The following is a 16098-nucleotide window of genomic DNA, read 5'->3' on the forward strand; positions in this document are numbered from 1 at the left end:
GGGGCGGAAGGGATGAATGGATTCAACCGATTTCTAGAAGAGAAGGTTATGCCGTTTGCAGGGAAGATTGCCGCTCAAAGACATTTACAAGCATTGCGTGACGGAATTGTTTTAACCATGCCTCTCATTATCGTCGGTTCACTGTTTCTTATTTTAGCCAACCTTCCGATTCCAGGATACAGCGATTTTATGGCAAGTGTCTTCGGAGCCGAATGGGCCACGAAACTATCCTATCCTGTGAATGCCACCTTTGACATTATGGCACTTGTTGCGACCTTTGGGATCGCGTACAGGTTAGCTGAAAAGTATGCAGTCGATGCACTGTCATCTGGTGCAATTGCTGTCGCAGCTTTCCTCCTAGCCACACCTTATCAAGTACCGTTCACACCTGAAGGATCAACAGAAGCTATCCTAGTGAATGGCGGTATTCCCGTCACACTGATGGGCAGTAAAGGGCTATTCGTTGCCATGATTATTGCCATGCTTTCCACCGAAATTTACCGCTTTATTGTACAGCGGAATATCGTTATCAAAATGCCTGATGGTGTACCGCCAGCAGTTAGTAAATCGTTTATCGCACTTATTCCAGGTTTTGTGGTCATCACGCTGATCTGGGTCGCTAGGCTTCTGATTGAGATGACACCTTTTGAGAGTATTCATAATATCATCACGGTCTTAATCGGCACACCACTATCCATTCTTGGTGGAAGCTTAGGCGGAAGTATCGTTGCCATCGGTGTGCAAATGCTCCTCTGGGCATGTGGTATTCACGGAGCCACCATTGTCGGTGGAGTCATGGGTCCGATTTGGCTCGGTGCGATGGATGAAAACCGTCTTGCCTTCCAAGCAGGAGAAGTGCTGCCGAATATTTTCACAGCGCAGTTCTTTGAAATTTTTATCAATGTAGGCGGAAGCGGCGCGACGCTTGCTTTGGTACTGACCATGATCTTGCGTGCGAGAAGTAAACAAATGAAACAGCTTGGCCGTCTTGCGATTGGGCCAGCCATCTTTAACATCAACGAACCGATCATTTTTGGAATGCCGATTGTGATGAACCCAATGCTTCTCATTCCGTTTATCCTTACCCCAATTATGATGATCATCACCACATATATCGGAATGAGCACAGGACTTGTAGCAAAACCGGCAGGGATCGCTGTCCCGTGGACAATGCCGCCAATCATTTCAGGCTATCTCGCAACAGGTGGGAAAATCTCTGGCGCGGTCATGCAGTTGATTAACCTTGCCTTGTCATTTGCGCTATACTATCCATTCTTTAGAATGTGGGATAAGCAGAAATTGAAAGAAGAAAATGAGCTTGAAGCAAAAGCATCAACAGATGAAAATGTCGTCAGCATGTAATAGAGGGAACAAGGGGGATGCGGCCGATGGAAATGGAACAAATTGTGTTTCAACTCATCTTGCACGGTGGTAATGGCAGAAGCTCGGCCATGGAGGCCATTACATGTGCAAAGCAAGGCAATTTTGATGAGGCGAAGCAAAAATTGCAGGAAGCACAAGACGCGTTAAATGAGGCGCATCACGCACAGACAGAGCTGATCCAAGGAGAAATCAGAGGAGAGAAAACCGACGTCAGTCTCTTGATGATTCATGCACAGGATCATCTGATGAACGCAATGACCGTCAAGGAGCTTGCAGCTGAAATCATTGAGCTCCATGAAAAAATGAAGCAATTCGGAGGTGTCAATTCATGAAAGACGGAATCAAAATTGTCACAATAGGCGGTGGATCAAGCTATACGCCTGAGCTCGTCGAAGGGTTTATTAAACGATATCAAGAATTGCCTGTAAAGGAATTATGGCTTGTGGATATTGAAGCGGGTCAGGAAAAGTTGAACATCGTGGGTGCCCTTGCAAAACGTATGGTTGAAAAAGCGGGTTTGCCGATTGAAGTGCACCTCACCCTTGACCGCCGGGCAGCTCTGAAAGATGCGGACTTTGTCACGACACAATTTCGTGTAGGACTGCTCGAAGCCAGAGCCAAGGATGAAAGAATCCCACTTAAATATGGCGTCATTGGACAGGAAACGAATGGTCCAGGCGGGTTATTTAAAGGTCTACGCACCATTCCAGTCATTCTAGACATCGTGAAGGATATGGAAGAGCTTTGCCCAGATGCCTGGCTGGTGAACTTTACAAATCCAGCAGGCATGGTCACAGAGGCGGTGTTACGCTACACGAATCTGAAAAAAGTGGTCGGTCTATGCAATGTGCCGATTGGAATCAAAATGGGCATTGCAAAAGCGCTGGATGTCGATGTCGAACGCATTGAAGTACAATTTGCAGGCCTCAATCACATGGTCTATGGCTTAGATGTGTATTTAGACGGGGTCAGCATTATGGATCAAGTGCTCGATGAATTAGGAAATCCAAATAGCCAGTGGTCCATGAGGAATATTGAAGCGAAAAACTGGGAGCCTTCTTTCGTCAAAGGCTTAGGGGTCATTCCATGTCCGTATCATCGTTATTACTATAAAACGAAAGATATGCTGGAGGAAGAACAAAAAGCGGCTCAAGAAAAAGGAACAAGAGCAGAGGTTGTGCAGCAAGTCGAGCATGAACTATTTGAGTTATATAAAGACCCAGATTTATCGATTAAACCGCCGCAGCTCGAAAAAAGAGGCGGGGCTTATTACAGCGATGCAGCATGTAATTTGATCAGCTCCATCTATAATGATAAACATGACATTCAACCGGTAAATACAGTGAACAGAGGAGCGATTGCCAGCATTCCGGCCGAATCAGCGGTTGAAGTGAACTGTATCATTACAAAGGACGGACCGAAACCAATCGCGACAGGTGATCTGCCTGTGGCTGTGAGAGGACTCGTTCAACAAATCAAGTCCTTCGAGCGTGTGGCAGCTGAAGCAGCTGTGACAGGAGATTACGAGACGGCTCTTGTCGCCATGACCATCAATCCACTCGTTCCTTCTGACGAAATTGCAAAGCAAATCTTAGATGAAATGCTTGAAGCGCACCGTGAATATTTACCGCAGTTCTTCAAATCAGTGAATGCGTAAAATAAAATGGCCCCTTTATGGGGTCGTTTTTTATGATTTTTTCATATGGAAACCGGAGAAAGCAGTGTATGATAGAAAAAACAACATGTACTGCTTCAAAGAAAGGACGGTTAGAATATGGTGGCAATTGGTTTAATGCTTTACGGCTTTATCGTTCAACCTCTACTTAGTTACGGCACAGTGGTTTTGTTTTTGTATGGAATCATCGCTTCATTTATTGGCCTGATTCGGCATAGACAGGATGTGTGGATGTATGTTCTCCGCTTGCTCGTTTGTTTTACCATTCCAGTAACCAATCTGTTAATGTATTTCGCAACCATTGGTGGAGATGAAAGAGACTTTGATTTCCAGCCGATGCCGCCAGTTTATCATCTTGTTTTTATCCTAGAAATCATCATCGTCTTTTTACCAGAGATCTTTTTACTGATCGAGAGAAAGCGGAGTATCAAAGGGAAACAGTGGATATATGCAGGGGCCATTGTGGGGATATCGGTCTTGTTTTGGTGCACGATTTGATGAGAGGCTGACTGACATCTAAGTCTTTTTCGCCTTTTTGTTGCGTAACCTCTTTCGCCTCACTTTTACAAAAGTAATGGAAAGAACAAAGATAGAAATTCCGAGAAACTTAAATAGAAAACGGGTGAAGAACGGTGAATCATCGAAACCTGTAGCGATGATGATCGATCCGATGCAAATCCCAAAGAACGCTAGTAAATAAGTAAAAAACATATCATCACTCCTTAAGCGTGGAATAGATCCATATTTTCCATTATGAGGTAGAGAAGGAGATAAAGAAACAAAAAAAGAACCCTTCATCAAATGAAAGGTTCTTTCGCTTGCTTATGCCTGCTTGACGACCGAATCGACTTCTACTGTCCAGCCGAAGATATCTGGCTGAGTTCCTTTTTGGATTCCAGTAATCGCTTCGTACAATTTCTTCGATACTTCGCCTGTTTGACCATTTTGAATGACGTATGGCTGATCGTGATAAATTAATTCACCGACAGGAGAAATGACGGCTGCCGTTCCTGTCCCGAAGATTTCTTCAAGTTCACCTGACTGATGTGCTTCGATTAACTCATCAATTGAAATTTTACGTTCTGTCACAGGGATTTCCCAATGCTTTAACAGCTCAAGCACAGAATTCCGTGTGATCCCTTCTAAAATGCTGCCGTTCAGTTCAGGCGTCACGATTTCTCCGTTGATTTTAAAGAAGATATTCATACTACCGACTTCTTCAATATACTTTTTCTCGATGCCATCAAGCCACAGGACTTGTGAAAATCCTTTCGTTTCAGCAACTTGCTGTGCTTTCAGGCTTGATGCATAGTTTCCAGCTGTTTTGGCATTTCCTGTTCCGCCTTTAACAGCGCGGACAAATTCGTTTTCCACCGCAATTTTGACCGGATGGATGCCTTCTTTATAATAAGAACCTACTGGAGATAAAATGATGATCAGCTTATAGGTGCTTGACGGTGCAACACCTAAATAGGGCTCAGTAGAAATAATGAATGGACGAATATACAAAGAAGTGCCCTCTGCATCAGGTACCCAATCCTTATCAATGCGAATGAGTTCATTTAAGCCTTCTAAAACCGTTTCTGTATCAATTTGCGGGATACATAGGCGGTCATTTGATCTGTTTAAGCGTTCCATATTTTTTTCGGGACGGAATAAGAGAATCTTTTGATCCTCAGACACATACGCCTTCAAGCCTTCAAAAACAGATTGGCCATAATGATAAACCATAGAAGCTGGATCCATTGGAATCGCCTGATAAGGGATAATTCTCGGATCATACCAGCCTTTATCAATTGAATAATCCATCACAAACATGTGGTCTGTGAAGATTTTTCCGAATTCAAGTTGATCAGATTGAGGTTTTGGTTTTTTTGTTGAACTAAGTTCAACGCGGATGGGTTGTTTTGGCATCGTAAATCTCCTTGCTGTTTGATTATTTGAAAATTCTAATAATATGAAATAATTATGATTCTATTCTATACCTTCACAAAATATTAGCAATAGGTTTTCTGGAATTCAGACAAGAAAAATCTGTTAAAGCGCTTTCCTCCTCTCTGTCGTGGTTTTACTGAAGTTTCCCCTTAGAAATAAAATCCAATTTCATTATTAACTGATTAATCTGACAATTTAAAAGCGATTTGATTTCCTGTAAGATATTCTTTCAACCATACACCTTTTGACTAGTACATTGCAAGGGGCATTGCCATATTTTAATCCTCTTTTTTTTAACCGATAAAGGTAGAAGAGAGTGGAAGGGAGCAAACAACGAGATGAAACGAATGATATCAGGCGCCTTATTGATTTTATTGATGACCGCCATTAGTTTTGGCTGTCAAGCGATGACGGAGGAGGCTGGTGCGAAGCAAGGTACTGCCTATTACGTCGCAGCAAATGGGAACGACAAACATCCAGGGACAAAGCAAAAGCCTTTCCGTACGCTGAAAAAAGCGGCAAGTATCGCGAAAGCTGGGACAACAGTTTATATGAGAGGCGGTACATACAAAGAGAAATTGATTGTCCGCCATTCTGGAACAAAGAAAGCACCAGTTGTTTTTCAAGCGTATGGAAAAGAGAAGCCTGTCATTAGCGGAGCATCTCTTAAAGGAAATCAAGCAGACGGAGGTCTCGTGAAGCTTGATCAAAAGAGCTATATCACCCTGAAAGGTTTGACAGTCGGTCATATTAAAACGAATCAAGAAGATGTGACACCCATCGGTATATTCATCACAGGAAGCGGCAAAGGCGTCAAACTGCTTAACAACCGTGTGTACGACATTCAGACGACACATCAAAATGGGAATGCTCATGGCATTGCGGTCTATGGAACGAAAGCACCTGCAGCCATTGAAGACATCGAAATCAAAGGAAACACTGTGGAAAAGTTAAAGTTGGGTTTTAGTGAAGCCCTTGTGCTAAACGGAAACGTGAAAAAATTCCGCGTGACACATAATACAGTCCGGCATACGGACAATATCGGGATTGATTTAATTGGTTTTGAGAATGTCGCACCTTCTAAAAAGTATGATCAAGTGCGAAATGGTGTCGTATCTAGAAACAAAGTTTATGAGATTACGAGTGTTGGGAATCCAGCGTACGGCAAGGACATCTCCGCAGGAGGAATCTATGTGGATGGCGGGAAAGACATCGTGATTGATCATAACATCAGCCATCATAATGACCTTGGGATTGAGGTCACAAGTGAACATAAAGGGAAGATGGCCGAACGCATTCGTATTGAGCACAATCAAGTATATTTAAATCGTTATACAGGCATCTCCATTGGCGGCTATGACAAGAAGCGGGGCGGAACCACAAACACGACCATCTCCCATAACATTTTGTACAAAAATGACACAGCCGGCTTAGAAGGCGGTCAATTGCTCATGCAATATCAATCGGTGAACAATCGAATCACGAATAACATCATGACAGCCAGTGCTTCGCATTACTTAGTCGTGAATCTCTACGAAGTGAACAAGAAGAATACATTCCAAAAGAATGTCTACGATGACCGCAAAGGTGCAAAAGCCTCACAGTGGGTATGGTGCGGGAAATGGCTGGAAGGCTACAAAACGTATCGCTCGAAAAGCGGTCAAGATAAAGGGTCAGCACACCTTAATCCCCAATTTGTGAATGAGAAAAAATATGATTTCCGTCTTAAGGCATCATCACCTGCTAAGAAAATCATCGGCAGTTAAACAAGGCATTCGGTGCAAATGATCATTTTAGAAATTTTCAAAAAAGTCATTGACATTGATGAGACATCACATTAAAGTAAAGAAGACATTTCAACTAAAACAAATTTCATAACGGATCTCTTATCAAGAGAGGCAGAGGGACTGGCCCTATGACGCCCAGCAACCGTTTCTATTTAAGAAATTGGTGCTAATTCCTGCAAAGCTGTTGCAGCTTTGACAGATAAGAGAGGAAGACTTCCCGATACATGTTTCATGCAACGGTGATCAAGCCTCTCTTTATCAAGAGAGGCTTTTTTTGATCTCTTTTTTTAGAATCAAAAGACTGGGTTCACAGGCATATTTCCACTTCTTTACCTAGTTTTCCGATGTGAAAAATAAAACAACTTGAGGAGGAACAGCAATGAAACGTAAATATTGGACATCATCTCTTGTATTATTGACGGTCCTGACCGTGCTATTATCTGGTTGCGGTACGGGATCAAGCGCAGGCTCAAAGGCTAGTGCAAACGAAAAGGTCTCCTTTGACAATGTCCCGAAGCGATTTGCAAAAGGACAGGGAGCAAAAATTAAAGTCATCCGTAAAATTGGCGGGGACGATCATACTGCTCAGTTTTTAGCAGGAACGAAGGCAGAAGGTGAAGCGCTAGGCTTTACAGTAGATGTCTACACGGCAAATGGTGATACGGCGAAGTTTCATGATGCTATTTCTCAAGCACTAGAAGAAAACTATGATGGCTTTATCATCTCTCATGGGGATGATGAGGCGACAGTCGCTGATGTGAAGAAGATCACAGCGAAAGGCATTCCAGTTGTGGCGTTTGATTCAAATCCGAAGCTGAAGGACATCAAAGGGGTCACAGTGACGTCTCAAGATGACGAGCAATTAGCGAAAAAATCATTAGATGCACTCGTGGCTGATTTTAAAGGGAAAGCAAATATTGCGTATCTTTGGGTAGACGGATTCCCTCCAATGGTGAGACGAAACAAGGTGTACCAAGAAACGCTCAAACAGCATACAGGAATCAAGGAACTTGACCGATTTGGCGTTGCGGCCTCTGATACATCAGTTCAAACACAAAATGCGGTTGCGGCTATGCTAAATAAATATCCAAAGGGTAAACTGGATGCGATTTTTGCCACGTGGGATGCATTTGCGATTGGTGCCGCAAGAGCTTTAAAAGAAGCAGGAAGAACCGAAGTGAAAATATACGGTATTGATGTGTCTAATGCCGATCTGCAAGAAATGACTGCGAAAGACAGCCCTTGGAAGTACACTGCCGCTGTCGATCCGAAGCTCATTGGCGCAATCGACGTAAGGATTCTTGCGAAGAAACTAGCTGGCGAGAAAACGCCATCTTCCTATGACCTTGAGGCCTCTCTCATTTCACAAAAGCAGCTTCAGGATGCAGGAAAGGCCATCAATATGGTCAATCTTGCAGATGAAGTAAAAGGATTCGGATCATCGACTGCTTTTGAAGAAGACTGGATGAAGACTTTGAAGAAGCATTATGCAAAATAAACAACGTGCACTCTCTTTTCATAGAGGGTGTTTCGTTTTTCAATTGACGATCAGGAGAGAAGGAGGACACCTATGACAACGCCGCTTGTTCATATGAAAAACATTTCGATTGAATTCCCAGGAGTCAAAGCGTTAGATCAAGCAAATTTCACATTAAAAAAAGGCACAGTCCATGCCCTGATTGGGGCGAACGGCGCTGGGAAGTCAACGTTAATGAAAGTTCTCTCTGGTGCTCATTCACATTTTGAAGGAACCATCCACATCAATGGCGAGGCGGCGACTATTCATACACCGAAGGATGCGGCCTCATACGGTGTGCAGACCGTACATCAAGAAGTGGATACAGCTCTAGTGCCATATTTAAGTGTTGGCGAAAATATGATGATTCATGAAATGGAGAAAAAACCATTCGTCCGTTGGAAAGAGATTCACCGCAAGGCAGCACAGCTGTTACAAGAGATGGACATTGACATCTCAACGAAGCGTCTTGTGAGTGATCTGACACTGGCAGAAAAACAAATGGTGCTCATTGCCAAGGCTGTGTCGATCAAATGCAGCATTTTAATTTTAGATGAACCAACCGCTCCACTTAGTCATGCAGAAACAAGCAAGTTATTCTCAATGATTCATCAATTGAAAAAGAACGGCACAGGCATCATTTTTATCTCGCATCGCATGCCGGAGATTTTCAACATCTGTGATGAACTGACTGTGATGAAGAATGGAACTGATGTGGCGGCGCACCTCATTAAAGAAACAGATCCAAAGCAGGTCATTGAAGAAATGCTTGGCGCGCCATTAGAGGATCAATTCCCATTCCGTACACCGCTAGAGGATGCACCGATTGTGCTTGACGTGAAAGAGTTGCATGACCAGCATAAATTAAACAACATTCATCTTCATGTGAAAAAAGGAGAAATTCTCGGGATTGCAGGACTAGTCGGTGCTGGTAAAACAGAATTGTGCAAAGCCCTATTCGGCGCCTCAGAAAAAAAGTCAGGCACTGTGCAGCTGCATGGTCAAACCATTCATATCAAGTCGCCTCATCACGCTGTGAGAGCGGGTATTGCCCTTGTGCCTGAAGAACGGAGAAAAGAAGGGATTCTAACAGAAGAAACTGTTGGATGGAACGTAACAGCTGCAAGTCTACGTTCGTTTACACGGCCGTTCAGCTTCTTACATCGTTCTAAGGAACGGAAGGCAGCAGATGGAATCGTCAAGCGGCTTGGCGTCAAGACACCTTCTCTTGAAGCGAAGGTGAAGCATCTATCCGGTGGAAATCAGCAAAAGATTGCGATTGGAAAATGGCTGTTGGCTGAGGCGGATGTCTATCTCTTTGATGAACCAACCAAAGGTGTAGACGTTGGAGCCAAAAAGGACATTTTCTCCCTCATTGCAGAACTAGCTGCAAGAGGAAAAGCGGTTATTTATGCTTCAAGTGAGCTTTCAGAAATTGCAGGAATTGCCGACCGAGTATACGTCTTATATGATGGCAGCATTGCCCGGGAAATGACGGCACCAATGACTGAAGAAGAGCTTTTATATCATTCAACAGGAGGACAATCATGAGTGAACGACAAGTTTCAGCCCCAGTTCAACAAATCAAGAAACAGCGGCCATCCTTTCATCTGTTTGATTTCTTTTATCAATATGGCACCATCTTAACGATTGTCGTATTGATTGTTGTCTTTGCGGCAGCCAATCCGGCATTTTTACAGTCAGGAAATATCATCAACATTTTACGATCGATCTCGATTGTAACCATCATTGCAGTAGGGCTGACGATCTCATTAGCAGTGAATGGCTTTGATTTATCTGTAGGTTCAGTTGCAACGTTATCAAATGCAATTGTGATCTCCATGTTTGTATGGTTCTCGCAAAACCCACTCATTGCGATCCTTTCTGCGCTGGCGGCTTCTCTTATTGTCGGTTTGCTGAATGCTTGGATGATTGTCAAAATGAAGATTCCAGATATGCTCATGACACTAGCCATGATGTTTATCATTCAAGGGCTGGCACAAACCTATACGAAAGGTGCGACCATTTCTGAAAATATGGTGCTGCCTGATGGTACTTTTTCAACTGGCACCATCCCTGCCTTTTTCAGCAAGATTGGGCAGGTCCCCTATATCATTTTGATTATGGCGGCCATTGTGCTTTTTGCACATGTTTTTATGACTTACACAAAGCATGGGCGGTTGATGTATATCATTGGTGGAAATAAAGAAGCCGCCCGATTGTCTGGTATTCATGTGAACAAATACAAAATCGCAGCATATCTGTTGTCTGCCTTATTTGCGGCGATCGGTGGTATCGTGCTGGCATCAAGGGTGATGACAGCAGAAATTAACGCAGGAACGCCATATTTAATGGATGGGGTAGCTGCTGCTTTTATCGGGTTTTCAGTCATGGGAGCAGGTAAACCAAACGCATTCGGTACGTTTATTGGTGCGGTGCTCATCGGTATTTTGCAAAATGGACTTGTGATGATGTCTGTCCCGTATTATGCAATGGATATCGTGAAAGGATCTGTACTTGCACTGGCACTCGCGCTGACTTATTACAAACAACGGGGCTAAGATGTACTTTTTTAAAACCATTTGCGTTCTCTCTCCGTCTAGTAAACGGAAAGCAGTGTAACAGCTGTTTGCCAAAAGGAGATGACAAAAAGAAATGAATATGTCAGCAACTCATGTAGAAGATTTGAAAAGTGTCATGGAAGACTGGAAAAATGAATTATTAGTATATAAATTTGCATTAGATGAAATGGATACAAAGTTTTCGATTATTAGTCAGGAATATAATTTAATCCATGGACACAACCCAATAGAGCATACAAAATCACGGATCAAATCCTTTGAAAGCATCGTGAATAAACTAGCGAGAAAAGGATGTGACATCACCACACAATGTGCCAAGGAGTACATACATGATATCGCTGGTGTCCGCATCATCTGCTCGTTTATTCAAGATATCTATAACATCATTGATGTTCTGAGGCAAAGAGAGGATTTAAAGATCCTTGAAGTGAAGGATTACATTCAGCATCCGAAACCAAATGGCTATCGAAGTCTTCATTTAATTGTTGAGATTCCTGTTTACTTAACGAATCGTGTGGAGCATGTGAAGGTTGAAATTCAGGTGCGGACCATTGCGATGGATTTCTGGGCGAGTCTCGAACATAAAATCTATTATAAACTGCAAAACGATGTTCCTCATCAGCTCACCGATGAACTAAAGGAAGCGGCAGATATCGCTCACTACTTAGATGAAAAAATGCAAAATATCAAACGAGAAATTGATTAACCAATAAAAAGAGTAGCTGTTTTGAATGACAGCTACTCTTTTCAGTCTTATTAAGGATTGGTGCCTCGATCTCTCTTTTGAATGATCGTACCGTCATCTTGCGATTGTGCAGACGGGCTGCCTTTTTGTGTAGAAGTACCAATCCAAACACCTGTGAACAAGAGCGCAAAAATCGCGCTTGAGATCAGCCATTTTTTCATCATACATCACTCCATCTTCTTAACAAGTTTTGAATGACAATGCCTTGTTCTGAAAATACATTGCTTCTTTCGGAAGACCATTTTCAGTTAAGTAGGCGGCTACATCCTGACAGATAGCCTCAAGATCAACAAGGAAATTCATAGATTCTAATTGATCACAATAAGAAATGATCTGCTCAATCATGTTGTTTGGCTGGAGCATCAATGTTTCTAAAATGGATAATTTAAGTGAAATGTTTCGTTGTTTTAAATTTTCTGCTTTTTGAAGTGAAAGCTGTACATAATAGTGGAACAAACCAGGCTTTTTCAGCTTAAATAGCGCTTTCGTGTAGGCATATAAGGCCAGTAAATAACCGCCTGGAGAAGAAGTTTCGAATGCCTCAATCAATAAAGCTTTTTCTAGGAGCGGCACAGCTTCACTGTATTCACTTCTTAGACTTTTAATAAAGGCTGCATTGCAATATGCGTGACCAAGTAAATCTGGATCCTCCATCTGTTCTAGTGAGTGAATCACCTGTCCAAACAAAGTTTCTGCCTCATCATATTTAGATTGATCCGCATAATTCAGAGCAAGCATCATTTGACAGCTGATTGATTTTTTCACATAACATGGATCTGCGTCGTAAATAGACGAAGCCTTTTTTAAGTGGTGGATGGAGAGAAGTGTGGATCTTATATTATAGTATAGACAGCCTGTTTTATAATGGAATTCTGCCTTTTCAATGTCATCATGTACGAGATCTAATTTATCCTCTGCCAATTTCAAATGGTGAAATGCTGAATCTTGATTCCCTCTGCGCATTTCATACATGCCTTTAAAGAAATAGAAATAGTAGCTGAGCATATCATCTGTACGAATCGCATTTTCATCCACAAAAAGACTGTGATCTAACGAAGCTGTATCTTCGACTAAATCTTTGAAACGGTATTCTAAAAGTTGATAGTAGAGTAAGACATCTTGATTCTCTTCCATTCGATCAAATGCTTGAAGAATCTCTTCTTTTAGCTGTATGGCTTCTTGTATGTCTCTTTTTTTCATCAAGACATACCAGTCATTTAGCATATTTGCTACATCAACGGATGACAAAACACCTGTTTCTGCCAATTGGTATCCTCCTTTCTTCACCTATTCATTTCTGCGGATTCTTATTTGTCTGAATCATCTTTCCATATTAAGTATCTTCTTATATTTTAAGCGGTCTATCTCAATTTGTAAAACATGTTTTTTGATGTAAATTCAACCAGTAGTGAAAAAAATAGGGAGTAGCGATCAAATTGTATACGTTTACATTTTTTTAGGTAAAAAGAGGATGTTGAAAAAAATATATCAGGATATCAATAGGGGAAGAGAGACAGTGAAAGAGGGTTTTTTCATAGGTGAGAAAGAAGTGGTATTGAAAAAGGAGTGTTCGCGGTTTTTTGTGAGATTATATCACATGAATATTGTGAAACATGCTTCTTTCAGAATAAAATGAGTTATTCGCAAAAAAGTAAAATTTAAAGAGACTATCGATCTAGAATTGTATGGATCTTTGGTATTGATAAAAAATATCACACAGTATAGCTTTAGCGTGGTATAGTAAGATTGTTGTTGCGAATATTTAGACAAAACTGATAATTGGGGGTCGTGTTTTATGAAGAAATCGATGTTACTGATCATGGGACTAATTGTTGTGCTCGTCATGGCAGCCTGTGGTTCAAAATCGGACAGCGGTTCGGGAGAAGGCAAAGGCACATATAAAATCGGGATAGATACAACATATCCGCCATTTGAATTTGAAAAGGGCGGTAAATATGAGGGAATAGACGTTGATTTAATTAACGCAATTGCAAAAGACCAAGACTTCAAAGTGAAGCTTGAAGCAATGGATTTCTCAGGGATCATTCCAGCGATGCAAGCAGGTCAGCTTGATGTTGGAATGGGTGGTATGAGTATTACAGATGAGCGTAAAAAGAAAGTGGATTTTTCAGATCCATACTTCGACGCTGGTCTGACAGTTGTTGTGAAAAAGGACAGCAGCATCAAATCGATTGATGATTTAAAGGGGAAAAAGCTAGCTGTTAAAAATGGGACAACAGGTGCAAAATTTGCATCAGATAACGCAGACAAATATGGGTATGAAGTAGTTCAATTCAATGACAGTCCATCTATGTTCCAAGAAGTATCTAATGGAAATGCAGATGCTTTAATTGAGGATTATCCTGTCATTACGTATGCGATCGCACAGCAAGACTTGAAATTGAAAACAGTTGGAGACCGCTTGAATGGCGACCAATACGGGATCTCAGTCATGAAGGGGAAAAATCAGGACTTATTGAAGAAAATCAATAAAGGGCTTGAAAACCTAAAGAAAAACGGTGAATATGACAAAATTATTGAGAAATATTTGAAGTCATAACACAAGCGAGGCGCGCTCAGAGCGCGCTTTCTTTATGTGTCAACCGTATGTGAATTAGGGAGGGAGAAACATGGATACGATTGTTAATGCATTTCCGTATTTAATGGATGGTTTGCAAACCACTTTATATATCTTTGTTGTTGCTATCATTTTAGGTTTTATCATCGGGTTGATTGTGGCGCTATTCCGCCTGTCACCATTTAAAATCTTGAACTTTATTTCACTCGTTTTTGTCAATGCCATTCGAGGTACGCCATTTATCGTACAGCTATTCTTCATTTATTTTGGGCTAAATACACTTGAATTCATTTCACTTGACCGAGTGCCGGCAGGGATTATTACAGTAGCGATTAACGCAGGAGCTTATTTCTCAGAAATTATTCGTGCAGGGATTCAGTCCATCGATAAAGGACAAACTGAAGCCGCACGCTCTTTAGGATTCACAGGTGGACAAAACATGCGCTTTATCGTCCTTCCACAGGCATTTCGCCGTATGCTTCCAGCCATTACGAACCAAGCCATCATCAGTTTGAAGGACACCTCTCTTTTATCGATTATCGGTATTGCTGATATCATGCAGCGGGGACAAGTTCAAGCATCGGCTACCTTTGATCCTTTGAATGTCTGGCTCATTGTCGGTGTCATTTATTTCGTGATCATTTATTTACTTTCTCTACTGGCTAGCTACGCAGAAAGGAGATTTGATGTGAAATGAGTATGATTACGGTGAAAAACTTGAAGAAATCCTTTGGTGATAACGAAGTCTTAAAGGATATTAATGCAGTCATCGAGGAAAAAGAGGTTGTATGTGTCATTGGTCCTTCAGGATCAGGGAAAAGCACATTTCTCAGATGTCTCAATAAATTAGAGGATATTACGGCTGGGGAAGTTGTTGTCCACGGACATACGATTACAGACCCAAAAGTGAATATCAATAAAGTACGACAAGAAGTTGGTATGGTGTTTCAGCACTTTAATTTATTTCCTCATAAAACCGTGTTAGAAAATATCACGATCGCACCGGTGAAAGTAAAAGGGATGGAGAAGAAAGCGGCAGTCGATAAAGCATTAGACTTGCTTGAAAAGGTCGGCTTGAAAGACAAGGCCAAAAGTTACCCTAACCAATTATCTGGTGGACAAAAACAGCGTGTTGCCATTGCAAGAGCCTTGGCGATGGACCCGAAAGTGCTCTTATTCGATGAGCCGACATCTGCTCTTGACCCTGAGGTCGTTGGGGATGTATTAGCTGTTATGAAACAATTAGCAGTCGAAGGAATGACGATGATTGTCGTCACACATGAAATGGGTTTTGCAAGAGAAGTGGGAGACCGTGTGATCTTTATGGATGGCGGATATATCGTCGAAGAAGACAAACCAGAAGCACTCTTTGGAAACCCGCAGCACGAGCGTACCAAATTGTTTCTTAGTAAGGTGCTATAAAAAAAGAGTAAGAGCAGGTATGCTCTTACTCTTTTTCTTTTGTGACGAGAATGAATATACCGATTCGCATGCATTTCCTAGGAAATATTATCGTTGGAAGAACTCAATCCACTCTTGGTCTGGCCCTCGGAAAAAGAAGTAGCAATAGCCATTGGGCAATGTTGTGATTTCTTCATCTATTAGCTCAATTTGCAGCTTTTGAATACGGTTGAATTCAGCGTGAATATTATCTGTTGTGAAGGCGAGGTGGTGGACCTTTCCTTCAGATGGAAGGTCGCTGCTATACCCTTGAATGAGTTCAATTTCCGTTTCCGCTTCGTCATTAAAGCCAAGAAAGGCAAGTTCAATGACTCCGTTTGTATGAGTGATGCGATCCTTTAATTTCATGCCCACCACTTTTTCATAAAAATCAATGGACTGATCAATATTTGTCACCATAATCCCTGTATGATCTAAGCGTAATGTTGTCAAAAAA

The 16098-nt window shown here is 41.8% G+C and carries 16 protein-coding genes and 1 riboswitch; of the genes, 12 read left to right on the forward strand and 4 right to left on the reverse strand.

The genetic code is table 11. The features are described 5' to 3' along the window. The first annotated feature begins 12 nt into the window (after window positions 1-12). The 4 genes from celB to ASG46_RS08025 all read left to right on the forward strand — a co-directional run bounded on the left by celB (window position 13) and on the right by ASG46_RS08025 (window position 3556). Complete coding sequence (gene celB / locus ASG46_RS08010) at window positions 13-1362, forward strand: PTS cellobiose transporter subunit IIC (protein WP_007497888.1); 1350 nt, start codon at window positions 13-15, stop codon at window positions 1360-1362. A gap of 26 nt (window positions 1363-1388) precedes the next feature. After that, on the forward strand, window positions 1389-1715 hold the full coding sequence (locus ASG46_RS08015; RefSeq protein ID WP_008345561.1) for a PTS lactose/cellobiose transporter subunit IIA: 327 nt from the start codon (window positions 1389-1391) through the stop codon (window positions 1713-1715). Next, entirely contained in the window at window positions 1712-3040 is a 1329-nt protein-coding gene (locus ASG46_RS08020) for a 6-phospho-beta-glucosidase (protein WP_007497885.1), read from the forward strand. Before ASG46_RS08015 ends, ASG46_RS08020 begins: the two co-directional genes overlap by 4 nt. 117 nt (window positions 3041-3157) lie before the next feature. Then, a complete protein-coding gene (locus ASG46_RS08025; protein ID WP_025208200.1) occupies window positions 3158-3556 on the forward strand; it encodes a hypothetical protein in 399 nt (132 codons plus the stop codon). Between the two features lie 324 nt (window positions 3557-3880). Here ASG46_RS08025 and ASG46_RS08035 read toward each other — a convergent pair whose 3' ends face one another. Next, window positions 3881-4972, reverse strand: coding sequence for a branched-chain amino acid aminotransferase (locus tag ASG46_RS08035; protein WP_008345553.1), 1092 nt, complete (start codon window positions 4970-4972; stop codon window positions 3881-3883). Between the two features lie 359 nt (window positions 4973-5331). Between ASG46_RS08035 and ASG46_RS08040 the strand changes: the two genes are divergently transcribed. From ASG46_RS08040 to ASG46_RS08060, 5 genes are all read left to right on the forward strand, one after another. Beyond that, window positions 5332-6759: a DUF1565 domain-containing protein gene (locus ASG46_RS08040; RefSeq protein WP_056704092.1), complete on the forward strand. Its 1428-nt coding sequence runs from the start codon at window positions 5332-5334 to the stop codon at window positions 6757-6759. A 117-nt stretch (window positions 6760-6876) separates the two neighbouring features. Further along, window positions 6877-6986, forward strand: a riboswitch (SAM riboswitch). 173 nt (window positions 6987-7159) lie between these two features. Continuing rightward, on the forward strand, window positions 7160-8278 hold the full coding sequence (locus tag ASG46_RS08045; protein ID WP_056704095.1) for a sugar ABC transporter substrate-binding protein: 1119 nt from the start codon (window positions 7160-7162) through the stop codon (window positions 8276-8278). Window positions 8279-8350: 72 nt separating this feature from the next. After that, window positions 8351-9847: a sugar ABC transporter ATP-binding protein gene (locus ASG46_RS08050; protein ID WP_056704098.1), complete on the forward strand. Its 1497-nt coding sequence runs from the start codon at window positions 8351-8353 to the stop codon at window positions 9845-9847. After that, window positions 9844-10857 (forward strand): ABC transporter permease, encoded by a 1014-nt coding sequence (locus ASG46_RS08055; protein ID WP_017368303.1) that lies wholly within the window; start codon window positions 9844-9846, stop codon window positions 10855-10857. Before ASG46_RS08050 ends, ASG46_RS08055 begins: the two co-directional genes overlap by 4 nt. A gap of 94 nt (window positions 10858-10951) precedes the next feature. After that, window positions 10952-11584 carry a GTP pyrophosphokinase gene (locus tag ASG46_RS08060; RefSeq protein WP_007497867.1) on the forward strand — a complete coding sequence of 211 codons (633 nt, stop codon included), beginning with the start codon at window positions 10952-10954 and terminating at the stop codon, window positions 11582-11584. Window positions 11585-11634: 50 nt separating this feature from the next. On the opposite strand, the gene ASG46_RS21085 is transcribed toward ASG46_RS08060, so the two are convergent. Then, window positions 11635-11784: a hypothetical protein gene (locus ASG46_RS21085; RefSeq protein WP_017368302.1), complete on the reverse strand. Its 150-nt coding sequence runs from the start codon at window positions 11782-11784 to the stop codon at window positions 11635-11637. 19 nt (window positions 11785-11803) lie between these two features. Beyond that, the gene (locus ASG46_RS08065; RefSeq protein WP_050826734.1) at window positions 11804-12889 is read right to left on the reverse strand and encodes a response regulator aspartate phosphatase; all 1086 of its coding nucleotides are present in this window, start codon (window positions 12887-12889) and stop codon (window positions 11804-11806) included. A 529-nt stretch (window positions 12890-13418) separates the two neighbouring features. On the opposite strand from ASG46_RS08065, the gene ASG46_RS08070 reads away from it, so the two are divergent. From ASG46_RS08070 to ASG46_RS08080, 3 genes are all read left to right on the forward strand, one after another. Continuing rightward, a complete protein-coding gene (locus ASG46_RS08070) occupies window positions 13419-14183 on the forward strand; it encodes a transporter substrate-binding domain-containing protein (protein ID WP_045033805.1) in 765 nt (254 codons plus the stop codon). A 70-nt stretch (window positions 14184-14253) separates the two neighbouring features. Next, the gene (locus ASG46_RS08075) at window positions 14254-14898 is read left to right on the forward strand and encodes an amino acid ABC transporter permease (protein ID WP_007497860.1); all 645 of its coding nucleotides are present in this window, start codon (window positions 14254-14256) and stop codon (window positions 14896-14898) included. After that, the gene (locus ASG46_RS08080; protein ID WP_007497858.1) at window positions 14895-15623 is read left to right on the forward strand and encodes an amino acid ABC transporter ATP-binding protein; all 729 of its coding nucleotides are present in this window, start codon (window positions 14895-14897) and stop codon (window positions 15621-15623) included. Before ASG46_RS08075 ends, ASG46_RS08080 begins: the two co-directional genes overlap by 4 nt. An 87-nt stretch (window positions 15624-15710) precedes the next feature. Here ASG46_RS08080 and ASG46_RS08085 read toward each other — a convergent pair whose 3' ends face one another. Next, entirely contained in the window at window positions 15711-16094 is a 384-nt protein-coding gene (locus tag ASG46_RS08085) for a VOC family protein (RefSeq protein WP_056704101.1), read from the reverse strand. Window positions 16095-16098 lie beyond the last annotated feature (4 nt).

This window comes from Bacillus sp. Leaf49, from assembly GCF_001426125.1.
GTDB classification, from domain to species: domain Bacteria; phylum Bacillota; class Bacilli; order Bacillales; family Bacillaceae; genus Bacillus; species Bacillus altitudinis.